Here is a 21,272-nt window from a genome sequence, read left to right as displayed (position 1 = left end):
GTCGGCGCGACCGGCCGGTGCGCGCCGTTCTGCTCTGAGCAGAAGGGATCGCGGCGGTGGATGCGGCCGGGGGCCGATACCGGGCACAGGAAAACAGCGCACCCCTTCCCTCTGCGCGTACCCGGTCGAGAAGCGGGGGCGCGGAGATGGAAGGGGTGCGAAAGTGTCCCGGCGCCGCGCGGATTCGCGACGCCGGTGCGGGACTCAGACCCGGCCGATGGAGGCGGCCATGACGCGCACCGCGGAGACCAGGCCGTCGATCAGCTCACCCTTGCGGAAGGAGCTCAGGGCGGCGGTGGCGCCCAGCTGGCAGACATTGTCGTTGGCGCGCTTGGCGACCTCGATGCCCGAGCGCACCTCGACCGCCTTGGCATTGGGATCGACCGCGATGAGCACCGAACGGCGCGCCTCGGGGGTACCGGGGAAGACCGCGTCCGCGCCGGCGGCGGAATCCGCGCCGAGATCACCGATGAAGATGTTGAACCGCACCTTGGTGGCGCGGGTGGCATCGGTGAGGGCGTTGTCCATGAGCAGGCGCTCATGATCGGTGAACGGCACCTCGCTGAAGACGTCACCCGCCTCGTGCACACCGGAGACGCGTCCGCTCACGGTGACCGCGTAGCCGTGCGGTAGCTCGGCCTCGTTCACCGCGGGCCAATTAGAACTTGCCACTTGCCCGGCCTCCGATCAGGTCCGCCGCGGCGGATTCGATAGCAGCATGGTTGCCATGCGATGACTCAGCATTGTCGTGATGACCGAAACCGGTCACCTCGTCCGTCGCGCTCCACAGCACCGGGGGCTGGGTCCACTCCGCGCCGAGCTCGAAGTGGTCCGGCTTCTTGCCGGGCAGCGGCTTACCGAGGAACGACAATCCGGCGATCACCAAATAGATCGCAAGCGGGATGCCGACGTAGATCAGCACAGTCTGGAGAATGCTCACCGCTCAACGGTAATGGATGCCCGGATCCGCGCCACCGACCGGTGAGTACACACGCTTACGTGTCGTCGTGATCTTGCTCAAATTAACCAGGCCGTAGAGTTTGCCGGAAGTTTTCTGACGCTAATCGGAGCACTCGACAGCAGCACATCTCCGGCCGGCAGCGTTATCGGCGCATCGGTGGCATTGAGCACACATAGCAACCCGCCATCACGGCGAAATGCCAGGCAGCCGGGCGGACTTCCGTACCACTCCAGTCCGGGCCCGGCGAATTCCGGTCGCACGCCGCGCAATTCGATGGCCATCCGATACAACGACAGCATGGAGTCCAAACGCTCCAACTGTTTCTCCACCGTCACTCCTGACCACTGCGGCGGCATGGGCAGCCACGGCGTCCCGGTGGTGAACCCGAAGGGCGGCTGCTCGCCCTCCCACGGCAGCGGCACCCGGCAGCCGTCCCGGCCGCGGCGGGTGTGACCCGAGCGCTCCCAGGTCGGATCCCGCAGCGCGTCCGCGGGCAGATCGTCGATATTGGGCAACCCCAATTCCGCACCGTTGTAGATGAATACGCTGCCCGGCAGCGCCAATTCCAGCATGATCATGGCCCGCGCCCGCGCCTGCCCGATCGCGCCGCCGCCATAGCGGCTGACCTCGCGCTCCACATCGTGATTGGACAGCGTCCAGGTGGGACTGGCGCCGACCGCCGCGACCGCGTGCAGCGAATTGTCCACGGCGTCACGGATTCTGTCGGGATGGAACGGCGTCTCGGCTAATCGGAAGTTGAATGCCAGGTGTAGCTCGTCCGGGCGCACATAATCACCGAATCGAGTGTTGTCGTCCACCCAGACTTCGCCGATGGAAACCGCGTCCGGGAACTCGTCCATGACCTTTCGCAACCGGCGATGGATGTCATGCACGGCCGGATTGTTGAAGCGCGGATCATTATCGTCGTGCACCACCAAATGGGTGTCGTCCGGAGTCCGTTGCGGCAGCTCCATATCCGGTAGACCAGCGGGTTTGGCCATTCCGTGCGCGACATCGATACGGAATCCGTCGACCCCGCGCAGCAACCAGAACCGCATTGTCTGTTCGAAATCCGCCGCCACCTCCGGATTCTCCCAATTCAGGTCCGGCTGTTCGGGAGCGAAGATATGCAGATACCACTGCCCCGGACTGCCGTCGGCCTCGGTGACCCGGGTCCAGGCCGGGCCGCCGAAGATGCTCGGCCAATTGTTCGGCGGCACACTGCCATCCGGGCCGCGACCGTCGCGGAACCAATAGCGGGCACGCTCCGCACTCCCCGGAGCGGCGGCCAGCGCGGCGGCGAACCAGGGATGCTGATCGCTGGTGTGATTGGGCACCAGGTCCATGGTGACCCGCATCTGCCGGTGATGCGCCTCGTCGATCAACTCGTCGAGCGCGCGCAGCCCACCGAAGAGCGGATCGATATCGCGCGGGTCGGCCACGTCGTAGCCGCCGTCCGCCATGGGTGAGCGCATGACCGGGCAGATCCACAGCGCATCCACCCCGAGCAGCTCCAAATAGCCCAGCTTGTCCCGTAATCCGCGCAGGTCACCGACGCCGTCACCATCGGAGTCCGCGAACGAGCGGGGGTACACCTGATAGAAGACGGCGGACCGCCACCAGGGTGCCGACGCGGGCACGAAACCCGGTGCGGCGGAGGGCACGGCGGCGGCGGAGTTCTCGGTCACAGCCGTAATGGTGCCAAAGCCCGCCGACACTCGAGGGCACGACGGCGACACTTGTCCAGATTCAGCAAATGATCAGCGGACGAGATCCCGCACCGGAAACGCTCTGGGGGCCTTCACCTTCTGCGGTACGAGTTCAGATGGGCGAGTTCATGAGCGAATTGGCGGCCATCTCGAAGTAGTCCAGCAGCTGCTTGCGATGAGCGTCGTCGAGCAGTGCGGGCTCGATCTCGGCCACGGCGATGTGCATGGCCCGCAACCAGGCGTCCCGCTCGATCGGGCCGATCTTGAAGGGGTGGTGCCGCATCCGCAGGCGCGGATGTCCGCGCTCGTCACCGTAGGTGCGCGGCCCGCCCCAGTACTGCTCCAGGAACATCCGCAACCGGCGTTCGGCGGGACCGAGATCCTCCTCCGGGTACAGCGGGCGCAACACCTCATCGCCCGCCACCTCCCGATAGAAGGCGGCGACGATCCGCTCGAAGGTCTCCGCCCCGCCCACGGCTTCGTAGAAGGAGGTCGCTGTCTGCTCGCCCGAAGTCACGCCAACCATTGTGCCCGCCGGATCCGAAACACATGTCCCGGGTACGAACCCACCCAAGTTCGCGGCCGTCCCGGTTCTGGACCGAGCGGCGGGAGGGAGCGGCGGGAGGGAGCGGCGGGAGGGAGCGGCGGGAGGGAAGAACCGGGACTTCGGGGCCGCGAACTCCGCCCCGGAGCGCAGCGGAGGGGCGAGACGGCACCGTCATAAGTCGTTCATCCGTTTGTGCCCGACAATGTGCGAAATCACCGTGCAATGTGCGGCGTTCCATGGTCAACTGGGTGGCAGTCTGCCGAATACCACACCATCGGACGAATACGGATTCGGGGTATTGCACCATGAAGCAGCGGCACGGCGCCCGGCATGAGGCGCGCACGCACCGACAACTCCAGCCCGCCGACGTCCACAATCGTGGCTCGGGGGCTACTCCGCTGCACATCTTGTCCGAACATTCCTATCCGGATGCGCATCATGACCATTCCGCGCATCGCCCGGCCGATGTCACTCCCGGCCTGAGCTGGAGTAAGAGTCGCGTTCTGCTCCTGAACGCCACCTACGAGCCGCTCACCGCGCTCTCCGCGCGCCGCGCCGTCGTACTGCTCATCTGCGATAAGGCGCATACCGTTCACGACAATCCCGAAGGTCCGGTCGTGCACTCCGCCGGCACCTCGGTGGCGCTCCCCTCGGTCATCCGACTACGCACCTACGTGCATGTCCCCTATCGCGCCCGCGTGCCCATGACGCGCGCCGCGCTCATGCACCGCGACCGCTATCGCTGCGCCTACTGCGGCGGTAAGGCCGAAACCATCGACCATGTGGTCCCCCGCAGCCGCGGTGGTGCGCACTCGTGGGAGAACTGCGTTGCCTCCTGCGCCCCCTGCAATCACCGCAAGGCCGACAAACTGCTCAGCGAATTGGGTTGGACCCTGCACCATCAGATGGTGGCGCCCAAGGGCCCGCACTGGCGACTGCTCACCGCCAGCTCCGAATTGGACCCGGCCTGGTTGCAGTACCTCGGCGAAGGCGCGGCCTGACCCAGACCGCCCAGCCCATCCTCCGATCAGCTGTATTCGCTGACCAGTAGTGCCCAGGTGCCCGGTTCGAGCGCCTCGAAGACGTGTGGCGAGTCACCGGGATAGCAGATGTAATCACCCGGACCCAGTTCCACCGGGGCCTCCGCGGGACCGACCTTGGCCCGGCCACCGCCCAGCACAATGTGTTCGACCACACCGTGGCTGTGCGGATCCGAATCGCGAGAATGTCCGGGTTCGGCGGTAATGCGGTAGATATCGCGGCGCGCGGTGGGCGGTGAGGCCGCGAGCAGAGTCGTTCGATATTCCGACTGGGACGAGGCGAGCATGGCGCCCTCACCCAGACGAATCACCTGAACCATCGGCCGTGGCGGATCCAGCAGTCGCGAGAACGGGATATCCAGGGCGACACACAGCGCCCACAGCGTCTCGATACTCGGATTGCCCGAACCTGACTCCAGTTGCGAGAGAGTGGATTTCGCGATTCCCGCCTTGCGCGCGACCTCGGTGAGCGAAAGCCCCGCCCGGGCTCGCTCCCGGCGCAGCGCAGCGGCGATCGCCTCCTGCGGAGACGCGGACGCGGGGCTGTCGGACTGGGTCATATCGGCTTCACACAGTACCCGGCCCCGCGCCGTACACCACGAGTGCGCGCCCGAGCGGAGTAGCCGCGGAGTTACCGGAACTATCCTGGACGCTGATTCGGGCATGCCGAAATGGCCGCTCGGCGGCCTGTGAAAGTCTTTGACTTATCGAACGAACTTCGTTCAATATAGACGGCATGCGTTCGATATGGCGAACACTCGATCGGGGTGTACTCACGGGGATCGCGGCGATCTGCCTGGCAGTCGCCATGATCGGCGTCTCCTACGGCGCCACCGCCGTCACCGCCGGATTCCCCGCCTGGCTGCCCATGCTGATGAGCGTGGCCGTGGTCGCGGGCGGATCAGAATTCGTCTTCCTGGGCATTCTCACCGCGGGCGGCAGCCTCGTCGCCGCCGTGCTGGCGGGTTTGCTGGTCAATGCCAGGCATCTGCCGTACGGGCTGTCCGTACCGGATGTGGTGGGCACCGGCTGGCGGCGACTGCTCGGCACGCATGTCATGAACGATGAATCGGTCGCCATGGCCCTGTCCCAGCCCGACCGGCCCCGCCGCCGCGCGGCCTACTGGCTCTGCGGATTGGCGGTACTGGCCGCCTGGCCACTGGGCGCGGCCGTCGGCGCGGTACTGGGCTCGGTGGTCCCCGATCCGAACGCCTTCGGCTTGGACACCGTATTCCCGGCCGTTCTGATCAGCCTGGTGCTCCCGGCGCTGCGCGACCCGCTCACTCGCACCGCCGCGCTGGCTGGTGCGGTGGTCGCGGCGATCTCCACGCCTTTCCTGGGCGCGGGCCTGCCGGTGCTGCTCGCCCTGACCGCGGTGCTGCTGGTCGTCCGCCGCGCGGGCAGCGCCACAACCGATACGGGCGCGGGGACTTCGCCCGCGGACACGGGCAAGCCTCTCGCGGACATCGGTAAGCCTCTCGCGGGCAGTCGGGAGTTGCTCGTAGACAACCGGAAGCCTCTCCCGGGCAGCGGGGAGCCTCTCTCGGACAGCGGGGAGCCTCTCTCGGGCAACCGGAAGCCTCTCGCGGACAGCGGGGAGCCTCTCGTAGACAGCCAGGAACTGCTCGTGGACAACCGGCGGACTCCTACGGCCAGCGTCGAATCTGTCGCGGCGACCGCTACCGCGAAGGCCGCCGCGGCCGCGTAACTTTCGGCCCCACAACACGAATCCCAGCCCAGCCACCGCGGCCCGAGCGGCCGCCGCATTCCAACCCTGAAGGAGGTGCCGCCATGACGAGCACACTGATCGCCGGAGTCTGCGCACTTGCGGTGGGCACCTTCGCATTCCGTTTCGCGGGGCCCGCGCTGCGCAGTCGGGTGAAGATCTCCCCGCGCACGGTCAAGCTGCTGGAGATCGCGTCGGTCGTACTGCTGGCGGCGCTGGCGGTCACCACGCTCATACCCTCGCGCAGTGGCGAATTCGGGCTCGCGCTGCCCGCCGGGGTGCTCGTCGCCGCCGTACTGGCGTGGCGACGAGCACCGCTACTGGTCGTGATCCTGACCGCAGCCGTGCTCACCGGGGGCCTGCGCGCGATCGGCGTGCGCTGACGCCATCCGCGCACCCGCGCTTGTGCGGGGTCGGCGTGGACAGGGGTGAGAATTCAGCCGCGCAGTAGGTTCACCAGGCGCGCCCAGGCGTCTTCGGCATCCTCCGGGCGGTACCAGTCGCGGCCGGGGTAGACGAAACCGTGTGGGGCGTCCTCGTAAACGACGAGTTCGTGGTCGATACCGTTGTCCGAGAAGGCCTTTCCGAGTTCGGCGCGGGCCTGCGCATCGATGAGGGGATCCAGGCCGCCGAAGAAGAGCAGGACCCGTCCGGTGATCCCGGAGGTGAATTCTATGGTGGGTTCCGGTGTGGAGAGCGGGATTTCGGTATTGGTGAGCCAGCCGGGGTAGAAGGCGGCCACCACGTTCAGCGGGAGTTGGGTGGCGGCGTAGTAGGCGACGTGGCCGCCCGCGCTGAAGCCGACCATGCCCACCGCGGTGGCATTGCGGCGGTTCAGTTCCTCGATGCACGCCGAGATATCTGCGACGACATCGGCTCGACCCAGGGTGCGCAGCAGTTCGAGTCCGCGTTCGCGGCCCTCGGCGGTCCAGTCGAGGCGGGCGCGGGATTCGGTGCGGTGGAACAGGTCCGGGACCAGCACCGTGACGCCCAAGGCCGCCAGCCGCTCGGCCGCGGCGAGCGCCGATTCATGCTGACCGTAGATCTCATGGCCGACAATGACTCCCGGATACGCGCCGGGAGCCTCCGGTCGCGCCAGGTACGTGCTCATTACCGCGCCGCCGACCTCGACATCGATCCACTCGGTCACGATGGCCCTCTCGCTCATGAGCTCAAGGTAGCCAGGGCGTCCGGGCTCCACCAATCGGACCGATGATTCCTGCCATCGGCGATTCGATGGCGGGGCGGGATATCAGTGCGAGAGCAGTGGAATCGCGGGTCCGCGCCGCCGGGCGACCGAACCGTAGCGGGCATCCAGCCGCAGCCAGGTACGGGCGGCGCGCACCCGGACGATCTCATCGGCCGGGATGCGCCGGGAATCGGTCTTCTCCCCACCGTGCGGGATGAAATCCATTGCGGCCAGGGCGAAGACGACGCGCATGGGCACTTCGACCTGTTCACCCGGCCCGGATACGGTCAGCACCGTCTGATCCAGGAGCGAGGCGGGCGGGCCGTGACTCGAGCCGTGCTCCTGCGCCAATTCGGCTCCGCGCTCGGCCAATTCGACGAGCATGCGGGCGGGCACATCGTCGATGTGCACGAAGCCCGACTCCGGCGGCAGCGCGGAGCGCCAGGCCGAATCCATGGCGTAGCCGAGCGGGAAGGGTTCGGCGCTGTCCGGGCCGTGCAGCCCGGCGAGCACCGTATCCCCGCTGACGGTCACATCGTCGGTGCCAAGCGCCGCCACCACGGTGCGCACCGCGAGCGCCTCGAAACCGGTTCCGGCCCAGGCGGATACGTAACGATCCCCGCGGCGGCGCAGCCGGATGACCGCGCCCGGATCCAACCGCACCGCATGGGTGATGAAGGCCGAGAGGTTCTCGCGCTCCGCGGGGTCGGGAATGTGCAGGGTGAGTTCGCCGAACGTCACTGTGGTCGACGGCTCAGTCGGCCAGCCACAGCGACAGGTAGTCCCGCTCCGCGGCGTCCAGGCGGCGTAGTCGCTGGGTGTCGATATCGAAGGCGGCGAGCTGGGTGGAGGCGATCACCGCGGGTGGGGAGTCGGGATCCGCGCCGCCGGCGCGCACCTCGTAGCCGACGGTGAAGTCGACGGCGCGCAGCCGGTCGATCCACATGGAGACATCCAGCGGGGAATCCTCATGCCGCAGCTGACCCTTGTACTGCACCCGCAGATCCGCCAGCACGCAGCCGGAGCGCAGTCGCACGGTGGGGCGGTCATCGGTGAAGAGCCACGGAATGCGCGCCTCCTCCAGCAGCGTCACCATGCGGGCATGGTTGATGTGCTGGAAGGCGTCCATATCGGACCAGCGCACCTCGACTTTGGTGTGAAAACGCACCTCCGTCTTGCCATTCAGTGAATCGACACTCGTCAACGCGGTACCTCCGATTGCGCACCCACCCCGCTCACCATGCTGCGCACCTGCCGCGCCGCAACCGACAGCGTGGCCAGGTCGTGGGTTCCGGACTCGAACAGCTCCGAGAGGGCGGCGCGGGCGCGACCCAGTCGAGACTGATTTTTCGACTCCCAGTATGCAATTTTCTCCTCGGCCGTCTCTTCCGGGTCACCCGCGGAGAGCACATCCAGGGTCAGCGAGCGCAGTGAGCCGTACATATCGTCGCGCAGGGCGAGCCGGGCGAGGGCATGCCAGCGATCACCGCGTTCCAGGTGGCTGACCGCCTGCAACAACCAATCGATCTTGAGGTGATCATTGAGCGCGTAGTACAGCGCGCCTACCTCCTCACCCCCGCGATCGGTGATATCGGCGATATCGATCACATCGAGCAGCGGGAAGAGATTCAGCAGCCCGAACACCTCGGTCGCCAGGTCCGAGGGCGCGCCCCGGTCGACAATGGCCTGCGACTGCTCATTGAGCGTGTCGATATGGTGTCCGCGCAACCAGCCCGGCACCTTGGGCGCGAGCTGACCCACCTCGCGAGCGTACCGATGGATCTCCGCACCGACCGCGATGGGCTGCGGCCGATTGTTGAGCAGCCAGCGCGAGGCGCGATCCAGGGTGCGCTTGGTCTCGAGTTCGAGCGCGTCCTTCATGCTCGTGGAGATCTCGGCGGCGCGAATGCGATCCCAGACCGAATGCAGATCGAAGATCTGGGTGGCGGCGGTGAAGGCCCGCACCGCATCCGATGCGGTGGCCCCGGTCTCCTCGTTGAGGCGGTGCGCGTAGGTGATGCCGCCCAGATCCACCACCTCGTTCACCAGCATGGTGGTGAGGATTTCGCGGCGCAGCCGGTGCTTCTTGATCGCCGTGCCGAAACGGGTGCGCAGCGGGGTCGGGAAGTAGTGCGGCAGGCGCGCCGAGAAGTAGGCGCTGTCCGGCAGATCCCCGGCGAGCAGGTCGGTCTTGAGCGAAAGCTTCACGTGCGCCATGAGATTCGAGAGTTCGGGCGAGGTGAGGCCCGCGCCGTGCTCCTGGCGGATCTTCATCTCCGCATCGCTGGGCAGCGCCTCGAGCTCGCGATCCAGGCCGCGGCGCTCCTCCAGATCGGCGATGACGCGATGGTGCACATTGAGCATGCGCGGCGCCTCGGCGCGGGACATGCCCATCAGATAGTTCTGCGAGACGTTGTCCTGCAGTACCAGAGCCGCGACCTCATCGGTCATGGAGGCCAGCAGTGGATTGCGTTCGGCCGCGGGCAGTTGACCGCCCGAGACCACACCGTCGAGCAGGACCTTGATATTGACCTCGTGGTCCGAGCAGTCCACGCCCGCGGAGTTGTCCAGGGCGTCGGTGTTCATCTTGCCGCCGAGCCGGCAGAATTCGATCCGGCCCAGGGCGGTGGCGCCGAGATTGCCGCCCTCGCCGATCACCTTGACGCGCAATTCATTCGCGCTGACCCGGACCGCGTCATTGGACTTGTCGCCCACCTCGGCATTGGTCTCGGTACTGGCCTTGATATAGGTGCCGATACCGCCGTTCCAGAGCAGGCCGACCGGCGATTTCAGAATGGCGCGAATCAATTCCGGCGGGGACAGCGCGCTGATGTCGGCGGCCAGTCCGAGCACCTCGCGCACCTGTTCGCTGACCGGAATGGATTTCACCGTGCGGTCGTAGACGCCACCGCCCTCGCTGATGAGCGAGCGGTCGTAATCGGCCCAGGACGAACGCGGCAGCGCGAACAGGCGCTCACGCTCGACGAACGACCTCTCCGCATCCGGATTCGGATCCAGGAAGATATGCCGATGGTCGAAGGCGGCGACCAGGCGGATATGCCTCGACAGCAGCATGCCGTTGCCGAAGACGTCACCGCTCATATCGCCGACGCCGACGACGGTGAAATCCGTTGTCTGGGTATCGATATCCATTTCGGCGAAATGCCGCTTCACCGACTCCCAGGCGCCGCGCGCGGTAATGCCCATGGCTTTGTGGTCGTAGCCCACCGAACCACCGGAGGCGAAGGCGTCACCGAGCCAGAAACCGTACTGCTGCGCGACATCATTGGCGATATCGGAGAAGGTGGCGGTGCCCTTGTCCGCGGCGACCACCAGATAGGTGTCATCCTCATCGCGGCGCAACACCCGCGCGGCCGGAATCACCTGTCCGGTGGCCCGATCCACATTGTCGGTGACGTCGAGCAGACCGGAGATGAAGGTGCGGTAGCAGGCGATGCCCTCGGTCTGCAGCGCCTGGCGATCGGTGACCGGATCGTTGGTGGCCGCCGGTGGCTGCTTCACCACGAAGCCGCCCTTCGCGCCGACGGGCACGATGACCGCGTTCTTCACCGCCTGCGCCTTGACCAGGCCCAGGATCTCGGTGCGGAAATCCTCCAGGCGGTCGGACCAGCGCAGTCCGCCGCGCGCCACCGGACCGAAACGCAGGTGCACGCCCTCGACCCGGGGCGAGTACACGAAGATCTCGAATTGAGGTCGCGGCTTGGGCAATTCGGCGATCTCACGCGGCTCCACCTTGAAGGACAGGTACTCCCGCGGGTTGCCCTCGGCATCGGTGACGTAGTAGTTGGTGCGCAGGGTGGCCTTGATCAGGCCGAGGATGGCGCGCAGGATGCGGTCGGCGTCCAGGCTCACCACCTCGTCGATGCGGTGCCGCACCGCGCCTTCCAGATCGCGGGCATGGCTCTCGTCCGCGGAGTCGGGGTCGAAGAGCGCGGCGAACAGGTCGACGAACATGCGCGAGGCATCCGGATAGGCCAGCAGAACGCGGGTGATATTGGCCTGGCTGTACGGGAATCCGGCCTGCTGCAGGTATTTCGCGTAAGCGCGCAGAATCGAGACCGTGCGCCAATCGAGTTCGGCGCGCAAGACCAGCTCATTGAGGCCGTCCGCCTCGGCGCGGCCGTACCAGAGCGCTTCGAACGCGGTGGTGAAACGCTCGCGCAGACCGCGCACCTGATCGTCCAAGGCGGTGAGGCGGGCGGAGGATTCCACCAGTTCGGCGTCCATATTGCGGTCCAGCGCCGCGCGCAAGAGCTCGGGCCGGGCCAGCAGGCCGAAGTCGTAGACCCACTGCTCGGGACCGGAGTCGAATTCGAGCTGATGCGGGCGCTCGTCGATCACCTCGACACCGAGGCTCTGCAGCACCGGCAGCACCTGGCTCAGCGAGATGCCGCTGCCGCCGATGTACAGCGCGAATCGCCAGCAGCCCGGATCGGAATCGGCATTGCGGTACAGGTACTGGGCGATACCGCCCTCGGAGAGTCGTTGCAGCCGAAGGATATCGGCGACCGCGCGGTCGGCGTGGAAATCCTCCTTGTAGCTCTCCGGGAGGGCGTCGACATAGCGCTGCACCACGGCCGGATCCAGCACGGTGGAGTTGGCCACCTCATCGCGCAGGTGGTCTTCCCAGGTGCGGGTGGCCTCGGCGAGCAGATGCTGGATGCGCAGCCGATTGGATTCGGAGGTGTCGGCGATCGCGCCCTCATCGGGCAGCCGCACCGTGAAATACACACTGGCGAGGTCGCTTTCGGAGACGCGCGCCGAATAGTCGATGGATTGGCCGCCGAGTTCGCGGACCAGGATGTCCTGCATCTCCAGGCGCACTCTGGTGGTGTAGCGATCCCGCGGCAGGTAGACCATGCAGGCCACGAAGCGGCCGTAGCCGTCCATGCGCAGGAACAGCCGAACCTGGCGGCGCATACCGACATTCAGTACGGCGCTGGCGGTGCGGCGCAGGGTGGCGCCGTCCGAGGAGAAGAGTTCGGTGCGCGGGAAGGACTGGATGACCTCGAGCATCTGCTGCCCGGAGAAGGAGTCCAGGTCGAAACCGCTGGCCTCGATGATCGAGCGCACCCGGCGTTCGATCACGGGAATGTCCAGCACGTTCTCGTGCAGGGCGGTGACGGTGAAGACGCCGATGAACAGGTGTTCGCCTGTGACACTGCCGGATTCGTCTATCTCGGCGACGCCGACGAAGTACGGGTAGACCGCGCGGTGCACGGTGGCCGGGACCAGGCCCTGGGTGAGCATGAGCAGCGGCTGGTCACCGCTGTTGTCCGGCACGCGGAAATCGGTGCCGTCCAGTGAGCCCAGCACGCCCAGGCCCGTTCCCGAGGCCATGACCGACTTCGCCTGTCCGTCAACGGTGCTGCGCTCATAGCGGGCATAGCCGAGCGGGGTGAAGTGACCGTCCGCGAGCCAGCGCAGCAGATTGGCGCAGTCGGTGAGATCGGTGGCCACGAAATGAGAGGTGCCCGCCTTGGCGGCCGCGTCGAGCTCATCGGCGACCCGGCTCTGCACCTCGCGCATGGCCTCGGTATCGCCGATCACCTGGCGCACATCGGTGAGTACGTCGGGCAGACCCTGCGCCACCTGTTCGAGCTGTTCGCGACTGGTAGAGGGGTGCAGCTGTACATGCATCCAAGATTCGCGCAGATCGGTCGCGCCATTGCCGTCGACCTCATGCGGCACTGCGGTTTTCAGGTTGCCGGCGGCGTCCCGGGTGACCTCGAAGATGGGGTGCACGACCTCGCTGACGCTGACGCCCATCCGGCTCAGGTAGGAGGTGACCGATTCGACCAGCAGCGGCATATCGTCGGTGACCATCTGCACGGCCGCGCCCAAGTCGGCATCGTCCTCGGGATGGTAGACCCGCAGGCTGGCGGAGCCGACGGTGCGCTGCATGGCCAGATCGATCTGGCAGCGGAAGATCTGGGTCGAGGTCACGGGGATCGCACAGTCCGCGTCACCCGCGTCGACGTGACGGAAATACGCCTCCTCGAGGGATACGAGGTTGCCTCGCAACGACGCGGGCAAACTCGCAGCCCAAGCCGCGCTGGACAATTCGGACGAGACCGTCATTTCGCCAACTCCTGGGATTCGTTTCCGTAACCAAGTGACGCCGGTCCGAGAGTAGCTGGACGCGAGTAGCGCCGGGCTGAATTCGTCTCGATGTCACACCGCGTCGCACGGTTCAGGCAAACCGGGCAGTACGGCACTGGCCATAGCAGACCGGAATCACCAGGTCGTGCGCGACAAACCTTGCACCAAAAGACATTTCACGCAATCAGGCGTACGCGAAAGTGTCGAGTTCGCTCTTCGATAGCCGTTCATCGAGAGCAATATCGGTGCTCATCCGAGTGAACAGCGAGCCGTTGGTTAACAGCCGGCGGCTGACGCGCGGGCGATGGAAATCACCCGCGCGTGCGCCGTGTGAGCCGACTCAGTCGCGAGTCAGCTTGCGGTGGGTGACACGGTGCGGACGTGCCGCCTCCGGACCCATGCGCTCGATCTTGTTGGCCTCGTAGGCTTCGAAGTTGCCCTCGAACCAGAACCACGCGGCCTCGTTGTCGTCATTGCCTTCCCAGGCCAGGATGTGCGTGCAGGTGCGGTCCAGGAACCAGCGATCGTGGGAGATGACCACGGCGCAGCCCGGGAAGTTCTCCAGCGCGTTCTCCAGCGAGCCCAGGGTCTCGACATCGAGGTCGTTGGTGGGCTCGTCGAGCAGGATCAGGTTGCCGCCCTGCTTGAGGGTGAGCGCGAGGTTCAGCCGGTTGCGCTCACCACCGGAGAGCACGCCCGCGGGCTTCTGCTGGTCCGGGCCCTTGAAGCCGAATGCGGAAACGTATGCGCGGGAGGGCATCTCCTGATTGCCGACCTGGATGAAGTCCAGACCCTCGGAGACCACCTGCCAGACGTTCTTGTTCGGGTCGATGCCCGCGCGGTTCTGGTCGACGTAGCTCAGCTTGACCGTCTCACCGACGCGCACGGTGCCGCTGTCCGGATTCTCCAGTCCCACAATGGTCTTGAAGAGCGTCGATTTACCGACACCGTTGGGGCCGATGACGCCGACAATGCCGTTGCGCGGCAGGGTGAACGAGAGATCCTTGATGAGCTGACGATCGCCGAAGCCCTTGTCCAGGTTGGAGACCTCGACCACGATGCTGCCCAGGCGCGGACCCGCGGGGATCTGAATCTCCTCGAAGTCCAACTTGCGGTGCTTATCGGCCTCGGCGGCCATTTCCTCGTAGCGGCCCAGACGCGCCTTGTTCTTGGCCTGCCGTGCCTTGGCGCCGGAGCGGACCCAGGCCAGCTCGTCCTTGAGGCGCTTCTGCAGCTTCTGATCCTTCTTGCCCTGCACCTCGAGGCGCTCGGCCTTCTTCTCCAGGTAGGTGGAGTAGTTGCCCTCGTAGGGGAAGGTGCGGCCACGGTCGAGCTCGAGGATCCACTCCGCGACATTATCGAGGAAGTACCGGTCGTGGGTGACGGCCAGGACTGCACCCGGGTAGTTGGCCAGGAACTGCTCCAGCCACAGCACCGATTCGGCGTCGAGGTGGTTGGTGGGCTCGTCCAGCAGCAGCAGGTCGGGCTTGCTCAGCAGCAGCTTGCAGAGTGCGACACGACGGCGCTCACCACCGGAGAGGTTGGTGACCGGCTCGTCCGGCGGCGGGCAGCGCAGCGCGTCCATGGCCTGCTCGAGCTGGGAATCCACATCCCAGGCATCGGCGTGGTCCAGGTACTCCTGCAGCTGGCCCATCTCCTCCATGAGCTCGTCGGTGTACTCGACGCCCATGAGTTCGGCGACCTCGTTGTAGCGGTCGAGCTTGACCTTGACCTCGCCGAGGCCCTCCTCGACATTGCCGCGCACGGTCTTGGCCTCATTGAGCTCGGGCTCCTGCATGAGGATGCCCACGGTGGCCCCCGGCGCGAGCCAGGCCTCACCGTTGTTCGGCTGGTCCAGTCCCGCCATGATCTTCAGAACGCTCGACTTACCGGCACCGTTCGGGCCGACCACGCCGATCTTCGCGCCCGGAAGGAAGTTCAAGGTCACATTATCGAGCACGACCTTGTCGCCATGCGCCTTTCGAACCTTAATCATCTGGTAAATGAACTCAGCCATATGGGCAAGCCTAACTGTGTTGAGTTGCCGGTTCTCCGGCGCGGTCGGCATCGGTGGGCGGCTGTGGCGACGCCTCGGGGCGGTCGTTGTGGCCGAAGTGTTTACGCAGCACCGGGGCGGTGCAACGGCCCAGGTCGGGGCCGAGGGCTGTGGCGCGCATCTCGAGATCGTTGCGCTCCATACCGTCTCGGGTGGTGTACTCGTTGGAGCGGAGTTGACCGTAGGCGATGATCGGATCACCGCGCTGCAGGGACGCCTCGACACCCTCCACGAGCTTGCGCCAGCAGGTTACCGTCAAATACAGCGTGCCACCATCGACCCACTCCCCGCTAGCGGCATCGTATCGGCGGGTGGTGCTGGCCAGCCGGAAGCTGAGCACCTGTTCCCCGTTGGGCAGTGCCCGGCGACTGGGATGGGTGACCACCCTGCCGATCACCGCGGTATTCGCCTCGTACATCGCTGTCCCCCTTACCGATTCGTGTGCTGAGCTGTGGTGATTCCAGCTTGAACCGGTGCGGGGCGCGGCGACAGGGGCAGGTGCGCGATTGTGGATAACTCGGCACTGTGGATAACTTCGGCGTACCGGTTACAGCGTCGCGAGATCGGTGTTCGCACCGCACAATACGATGACCGGCCGCTCCCCCGCCGCCGGAACATAGACCCCGCTCTGAATCGCGGCCAGCGCCGTCGCACCGGCGGGCTCCACCACGATCCGGAACTCACGCCACAGATACTCCCGCGCCATGACGATCGCATCATCGCTGACCAGCAGTGATCGCACCGCGTACCGCTGCGCGATCTCCATGGCGATATCACCGATCCGATTGGCCCCCAGCGCATCCGAGGCCACACTCGACACCTCGACATCCACCGGGCGGCCCGCCGCGATCGCCCGATTCAGCGTCGGCGCACCGTGCGGCTCCACCCCGATCACCCGGCCGCGCAGCCCCAGCGCCACCGCGATGCCGGCAACCAGTCCACCGCCGCCGACCGCCCCCAGCACCGGCGGGCGACCGCGCACCTGCTCCTCGATCTCCAGTCCGACCACACCCGCACCGGCCACGATGGCGGGCAGGTCATAGGCGTGCAGCTGCATCGCCCCGCGCTCGCGGGCGAGCTGACCGGCGTAGCGCTGTGCCTCCGCGTAAGTCGTTCCGTGCCACAGCACTTCGGCCCCGTGCGACCACATGGCCGCGACCTTGGTGTGCGGTGCGGATTCGGGCACCACCACCGTGCAGGGGAGTCCGCGCACCGCACTGGCCAGCGCCGCGGCGATCCCCGCATTGCCACCGGAGGCGATCACCACATGCTTGACCCCGGTGTCCGCCTGGATCAGCGCGTTCAGGCAGCCGCGTACCTTGAAGGTGCCGCCGTGCTGCAGATGTTCGAGCTTCAAACTGACCGGTACCGGACCGCGCGGACCCACGATCTCGGTGTGGAAAACCGGCGTCTTGCGGGTCTGGCCGTGCAGCAGGCGGCGCGCGCGCCGCACATCGGATCGATAGAGCCGCTTGTTGTTCCGGGTCGCCTGGGCGACGTCACTCACTTGCGTACCTCTCGATCACGCCGAGCGAGCTCGGCGTACATGGCGTTGTACGAGGCGAGTTCCGCGTCGTCGTCCCGGTCGGCGGCGCGATCGAGCCTGGTGGCCAGTTTCTTGTCGCTGCGCGACCATTGGATGAGCAGGGCCAGCATCACCACCACCAGCGGGATCTCACCGCTGGCCCAGGCGAGGCTACCTCCGGTGTGCTGATCGTCGAGCAGATCGTTGTTCCAGCCCAGGCCCAGGCCGCGGTAGAACCAACCGCCGAGCACGGTGTTCATACTCATCAGCGCGATGCCGAAGAAGGCGTGGAACGGGAGTGAACCGAAGACCATGCCCAGCTTGGTCATCGGCTCGACCTGCCGGGGCTTGGGATCGATGCCGATGACCACCCAATAGAAGAGGTAGCCGCTGAGCAGGAAGTGCGCGTTCATCAGCAGATGCGCGCCGTGCGAACCGACCGCCTTGTCGAAGATGCCGCCCAGATAGAGGGCGTAGAACCCGGAGACGAAGAAGACCGCCGCCACCACGGGCTGGGTCATGAAGCGCGACACCGGATTGTGCACCGCGGCCAGAATCCACTCGCGCGGTCCGGGCGGGGCGTCGCGACCGGCGGGCGGCAGCGCGCGCAGGGCCAGCAGCACCGGGCCGCCGAGGGCGAACAGGATCGGCGCGAGCATGGACAGCATCATGTGCTGGGCCATATGCACGCTGAACATGGCCGGGGCGTAGCGGCCGACGCCGGAGCTGGTCGCGATGAGCAGGACCGCGCACCCGGCGATCCACGAGATGGTGCGGCCGAGCGGCCAGGCATCGCCGCGCTTGCGCAGGCGCGCCACACCGCGCAGGTAGAGCACGGCCAGCACGATGGCGAGGGTGCCGAAGATCAGATCGAAGCGCCAGTCGAAGGCCAGGCGTGCGAGGTTCGGCGGACCGGCCAGGTTGTACCCGATCTCGACCTCGGCCGGGGTGGGCACGCTGCGCAGTTCGGGCGGCGGGGTGCGGCCCAGGCCCACCGCGAGGCCGACGGTGGCGGCGAAGATCAGCGCTTCGACGCTCGCGAATCGGATGAGCGCGCCGCGATCGGAGGGGTCCTTCGCCAGCACGGGGATGGCCCGCTGCCTTTGCAGGTATCCGATGATTCCGAGCACGATCAGCGCCGTCGCCTTGGCCAGGATCAGTCGACCGTAGGTAGTACTGAACAGATCGGCCCACGGCACCCGGATCCACGCGTTGATCACGCCGCTGATCGCGATCACCACATAGGAGATGGTCGCGATCAGGGAGAACCTGCGGGTGGCGAGCGCGGTGTATTTGCCGTCGCGCAGCGCGTACGCGAGCACCGCGAACAGGCCGCCCACCCAGAAACACGCCGAAAGCAGGTGCAGGATCAGGCTATTGGTGGCGATGTCATGAGCGCCGCCCGCCGAGGAGTGCCCGGTCAGCGCGACGGGCAGCAGGGAGACCACCGAGAGCAACAGCAGTACCGGCGTCCAGCCCCAGCGCAGTGCGAGTCGGCAGCCGACCGCGAGGGCGAGCACGAAGAAGACGGTGAATCGCCAGGACCCGGCCACATCGACCTGGTCGGCGGCGCGCCACACCGACTCCGGGCGCAGCGAGTCCATGAAGGGTTGCCCGGTGGTGTCCGACAGGGTCAGCGGTACCAGCAGCGCCGCGGCCGCCGCCCACACCAGCGCCGCGTTCCCGGCGCGCCGCAGCGCCCGATACCCACCCACATCGAGCAGTCCGTTCGCCTGCGGGGGTGCGAGGAACGCCGCGAACAGCAGCGATCCGACCGTTACAGCGGCGGCGAGATCGGCGATCGCCCGCATTGCGGGCAGTCCGTAGGTGGTCAGCGGCCCCGGATCCGGAATCCCCAGCAGACTCAGCGCCTGCGAGGCCGACAACCCGACCACCAGCGCCGCCACCATGGCGGCAACGGCCCCGCTCATCGCCGCGACCACCGTGAACGTCCCGCCCGAACCCGACCGATTCGCCTGAACAGCTGTAGCGGTGGGCGAATCCTGCGGCGACGACATACGCCCAGGGTAGTTCGGTGTAGCGGTCCGAACTTCCCGGGGGTTTCCCGACCTCCGGTCCGCACACCGCGCCCGACGCGCCGAACGGTTGCTAGGCGAGCACCCAATCCCCTCCTGGACGCTCGCTATACTTAACGCGCTGGACACCGAGATCAATATGGGTCAAGGTGTTTGGTGGCCGCATCGCCCACGATGCCCCGCACTGCCTCCGTAGCTCAGTTGGATAGAGCAAGGGCCTTCTAATCCCTAGGTCGCAGGTTCGATTCCTGCCGGGGGCGCCACGCAGATGGGACCACCATGGTCCCGTTCTGTTGCAAGCGATAGCCCGGCACCACTGCGACCAGTGGCGCCGATGCCCTGTGGCGTTGCCGCAAATGCCTGCCTGGCTGCCCGATATGCGGCAGCGGCGGTGTGGCCGACTAGCGTGATTCGGTAAGTCACCCGGTGGTGGGTCTTGTTGAATCGCCCCGGGTTTGGTGCTCACCTTCTTCTTTGGGAAGGATGGGCAGATCATGCCATCGAAGTACGACGAAGCGACCAAGGCCAAGGCTGTCCGGCTGGTCGTCGACCACCGTGTCGACTACGACAGCGAGTGGGCCGCGATCAAGGCGGTCTCGGCCCGGCTGGGCATGACCGCGGAGACCCTGCGCAAATGGATCCGCCAAGGCGCTGTGGACGCCGGTGAGGTCGAGGGTGTGACCTCGGAGTCGGCGAAGGTGATCCGCGAGCAGAAACGCAAGATCGCCGAGCTCGAACAGACGATCGAAATCCTCAAGGCCGCAACGAGTTTCTTCGCGCGGGAGAGCGACCCGCGACAGCGGTGATCTGTGCGTTCATCGCCGAGCATCGGGCTCGGTTCGGGGTCGCTCCGATCTGCCGTGCGCTGACCGCGCACGGATGCAAGATCGCCCCGAGAACGTTCTATGCGTGGCTGTCGCGGCCACCGTCGAAACGAACCCTGTGGGACACCGCGGTCACTGAGATCCTGGCCGGGATCTACGAACCCGACAACACGGGCCGACGGGCACCGGAATCGCTGTATGGCGCCGAGAAGACCTGGGCGTATCTGCAACGCCAAGGCATCCCGGTGGCCCGCTGCACGATCGAGCGGTTGATGCGCGTCAATGGGTGGCGAGGTGTGGTGCGGCGCAAGAAGATCCGCACCACCGAACCCGACCCCGCCGCCACGCGGGCACCGGATCTGGTCGATCGTCAGTTCCGGGTGCCGGCACCGAATCTGCTGTTGGTCGCGGACTTCACCTATGTCCGTTCGGCGACGGGATCGTTCGTCTATACCGCGTTCGTGATCGACGCCTTCGCAGGGCGGATCCTGGGCTGGGAATGCTCGACGAGCAAGGCGACCGCGTTCGTGAACTCCGCGATCCGCCAAGCAGCCGCCGTGCGTGAGCGTGAGGGAAATCCGTTGGCAGGTAGCACGATTCATCATTCCGATGCCGGTTCGCAATACACGTCGGTGCGCCTGGGTGAGACATTGTTGTTGTCGGGGATGGTTCCCTCGATCGGGTCCGTGGGCGACGCATACGATAATGCGTTGGCCGAGACCACAATTGGGCTCTACAAGACCGAAGCGATCCGCGACGATTCGCCGTTTCGGCGTGGCCCGTTGACCCGACTGGCCGATGTCGAGCTGCTCACCGCGGACTGGGTCGGGTGGTTCAATAATTCCCGGCTGATGCACCGGCTCGGTCGCAAACCACCGGTCGAGTACGAGGCCGACTACTATGCACACCGCGCCGGACAACCGGCCGGTGACAGATAAACAGGTGCGCAGGGACCCGGGGGGATTCACGGCTGCCGCTGCGACGGTGTAGTGACCGATGCCTTCCGGTAGGAGGATGAGGGGCCGCGATCCCTGCGGGATGCCGGTAACGCGGCTGCCGGGGAAGGCCCGTTCGCGCGCCATTAGCACGGCGGCGAAGTTAGCGCCGGTGCCGCCGGTGGTAGGGATACCGCCAACCTGGAGCGCCGTGTCGGGTGGCGCGGGGTCGACATTGAACCCGACCAGTGCGCGTAGCCAGCGGATGAGCGCGATCTCCATTTCGGTCGCGCCACGCGAGCAGAAGTCGGCGTTGATGAGGTTGACGTCGATCAGCTCGCCGAGAACGGCCCCTGCGACAGCGGTGATGTTGTTTCCGGCGTCGGGGAACCCCGCGAACATCGGCGAGGCAAAGTTCGGCATGTTCGGCAGATAGTGGTGCTCAAGGTCGGAGAGCAGTTCCGGGAGGTCGCAGCCGGTCAACGGCAGAGGCTCAGTGGCGATGGTGTCGAGTGCCTGATCGTCACGGGGTGCCATGAACCGTTTGCGGTACTTAAAGCTCAACCCGACGTCGACTACCCGTCCCAGCAGCTCCCGAGCG

At 66.4% G+C, this 21,272-nt stretch carries 17 protein-coding genes, 1 tRNA gene and 1 pseudogene; 5 read left to right on the top strand and 14 right to left on the bottom strand.

Annotation, left to right across the window (positions count from 1 at the left end; genetic code table 11):
• Positions 1 to 204: 204 nt before the first annotated feature.
• The 4 genes from NA10_RS08715 to NA10_RS08700 all read right to left on the bottom strand — a co-directional run bounded on the left by NA10_RS08715 (position 205) and on the right by NA10_RS08700 (position 3,196).
• Complete coding sequence (locus tag NA10_RS08715; RefSeq protein WP_067565700.1) at positions 205 to 672, bottom strand: DUF5130 family protein; 468 nt, start codon at positions 670 to 672, stop codon at positions 205 to 207.
• Complete coding sequence (gene ctaJ, locus NA10_RS08710) at positions 659 to 940, bottom strand: aa3-type cytochrome oxidase subunit CtaJ (RefSeq protein WP_067565696.1); 282 nt, start codon at positions 938 to 940, stop codon at positions 659 to 661. Before ctaJ ends, NA10_RS08715 begins: the two co-directional genes overlap by 14 nt.
• A gap of 77 nt (positions 941 to 1,017) precedes the next feature.
• Positions 1,018 to 2,625 (bottom strand): glycoside hydrolase family 13 protein, encoded by a 1,608-nt coding sequence (locus NA10_RS08705; protein WP_067566119.1) that lies wholly within the window; start codon positions 2,623 to 2,625, stop codon positions 1,018 to 1,020.
• A 157-nt stretch (positions 2,626 to 2,782) separates the two neighbouring features.
• Positions 2,783 to 3,196, bottom strand: coding sequence for a globin (locus tag NA10_RS08700; RefSeq protein WP_067565693.1), 414 nt, complete (start codon positions 3,194 to 3,196; stop codon positions 2,783 to 2,785).
• 326 nt (positions 3,197 to 3,522) lie between these two features.
• Here NA10_RS08700 and NA10_RS08695 point away from each other — a divergent pair, with 326 nt between their 5' ends.
• Positions 3,523 to 4,218 (top strand): HNH endonuclease, encoded by a 696-nt coding sequence (locus NA10_RS08695; protein WP_174562489.1) that lies wholly within the window; start codon positions 3,523 to 3,525, stop codon positions 4,216 to 4,218.
• A 26-nt stretch (positions 4,219 to 4,244) separates the two neighbouring features.
• On the opposite strand, the gene NA10_RS08690 is transcribed toward NA10_RS08695, so the two are convergent.
• Positions 4,245 to 4,817 carry a helix-turn-helix domain-containing protein gene (locus NA10_RS08690; RefSeq protein WP_067565690.1) on the bottom strand — a complete coding sequence of 191 codons (573 nt, stop codon included), beginning with the start codon at positions 4,815 to 4,817 and terminating at the stop codon, positions 4,245 to 4,247.
• Between the two features lie 176 nt (positions 4,818 to 4,993).
• Between NA10_RS08690 and NA10_RS08685 the strand changes: the two genes are divergently transcribed.
• The gene (locus NA10_RS08685; protein WP_084514436.1) at positions 4,994 to 5,965 is read left to right on the top strand and encodes an AzlC family ABC transporter permease; all 972 of its coding nucleotides are present in this window, start codon (positions 4,994 to 4,996) and stop codon (positions 5,963 to 5,965) included.
• Positions 5,966 to 6,048: 83 nt separating this feature from the next.
• A complete protein-coding gene (locus NA10_RS08680; RefSeq protein WP_067565687.1) occupies positions 6,049 to 6,366 on the top strand; it encodes an AzlD domain-containing protein in 318 nt (105 codons plus the stop codon).
• A gap of 53 nt (positions 6,367 to 6,419) precedes the next feature.
• Here NA10_RS08680 and NA10_RS08675 read toward each other — a convergent pair whose 3' ends face one another.
• The 8 genes from NA10_RS08675 to NA10_RS08640 form a co-directional block, all read right to left on the bottom strand.
• Positions 6,420 to 7,151 carry a dienelactone hydrolase family protein gene (locus NA10_RS08675; protein ID WP_067565684.1) on the bottom strand — a complete coding sequence of 244 codons (732 nt, stop codon included), beginning with the start codon at positions 7,149 to 7,151 and terminating at the stop codon, positions 6,420 to 6,422.
• 84 nt (positions 7,152 to 7,235) lie between these two features.
• Entirely contained in the window at positions 7,236 to 7,913 is a 678-nt protein-coding gene (locus NA10_RS08670; RefSeq protein ID WP_084514435.1) for a DUF8185 domain-containing protein, read from the bottom strand.
• Positions 7,914 to 7,926: 13 nt separating this feature from the next.
• Positions 7,927 to 8,376 (bottom strand): acyl-CoA thioesterase, encoded by a 450-nt coding sequence (locus tag NA10_RS08665; protein ID WP_281180158.1) that lies wholly within the window; start codon positions 8,374 to 8,376, stop codon positions 7,927 to 7,929.
• A complete protein-coding gene (locus NA10_RS08660; RefSeq protein ID WP_067565681.1) occupies positions 8,373 to 13,274 on the bottom strand; it encodes an NAD-glutamate dehydrogenase in 4,902 nt (1,633 codons plus the stop codon). The genes NA10_RS08665 and NA10_RS08660 overlap by 4 nt, the downstream gene beginning before the upstream one ends.
• Positions 13,275 to 13,635: 361 nt before the next feature.
• On the bottom strand, positions 13,636 to 15,312 hold the full coding sequence (gene ettA, locus NA10_RS08655; protein ID WP_067565678.1) for an energy-dependent translational throttle protein EttA: 1,677 nt from the start codon (positions 15,310 to 15,312) through the stop codon (positions 13,636 to 13,638).
• A gap of 10 nt (positions 15,313 to 15,322) precedes the next feature.
• Complete coding sequence (locus tag NA10_RS08650) at positions 15,323 to 15,769, bottom strand: single-stranded DNA-binding protein (protein ID WP_067565675.1); 447 nt, start codon at positions 15,767 to 15,769, stop codon at positions 15,323 to 15,325.
• A gap of 129 nt (positions 15,770 to 15,898) precedes the next feature.
• The gene (locus tag NA10_RS08645) at positions 15,899 to 16,858 is read right to left on the bottom strand and encodes a threonine/serine dehydratase (RefSeq protein WP_067565671.1); all 960 of its coding nucleotides are present in this window, start codon (positions 16,856 to 16,858) and stop codon (positions 15,899 to 15,901) included.
• On the bottom strand, positions 16,855 to 18,894 hold the full coding sequence (locus tag NA10_RS08640) for a bifunctional copper resistance protein CopD/cytochrome c oxidase assembly protein (protein ID WP_067565668.1): 2,040 nt from the start codon (positions 18,892 to 18,894) through the stop codon (positions 16,855 to 16,857). Before NA10_RS08640 ends, NA10_RS08645 begins: the two co-directional genes overlap by 4 nt.
• A 204-nt stretch (positions 18,895 to 19,098) precedes the next feature.
• Between NA10_RS08640 and NA10_RS08635 the strand changes: the two genes are divergently transcribed.
• Together NA10_RS08635 and NA10_RS08625 are read left to right on the top strand one after the other, a co-directional pair.
• A tRNA-Arg gene (locus NA10_RS08635) sits at positions 19,099 to 19,175 on the top strand.
• A 231-nt stretch (positions 19,176 to 19,406) separates the two neighbouring features.
• Positions 19,407 to 20,674, top strand: a protein-coding gene (locus tag NA10_RS08625; RefSeq protein ID WP_157556234.1) for an IS3 family transposase whose coding sequence is annotated in 2 segments (ribosomal slippage) — positions 19,407 to 19,680 and positions 19,680 to 20,674 — 1,269 coding nt in all. Because the reading frame shifts where the segments join, the coding sequence is not laid out codon by codon here.
• 129 nt (positions 20,675 to 20,803) lie between these two features.
• Here NA10_RS08625 and NA10_RS39450 read toward each other — a convergent pair.
• Positions 20,804 to 21,208 (bottom strand): annotated as a pseudogene (locus NA10_RS39450) (pyridoxal-dependent decarboxylase); the annotation flags it as partial.
• Positions 21,209 to 21,272: the final 64 nt, after the last annotated feature.

It is taken from the genome of Nocardia acidivorans NBRC 108247, assembly GCF_001625085.1.
GTDB classification, from domain to species: domain Bacteria; phylum Actinomycetota; class Actinomycetes; order Mycobacteriales; family Mycobacteriaceae; genus Nocardia; species Nocardia acidivorans.
The sequence above is the reverse complement of the archived record's forward strand: the minus strand, read 5'-3'. Positions and strand labels throughout refer to the sequence as shown.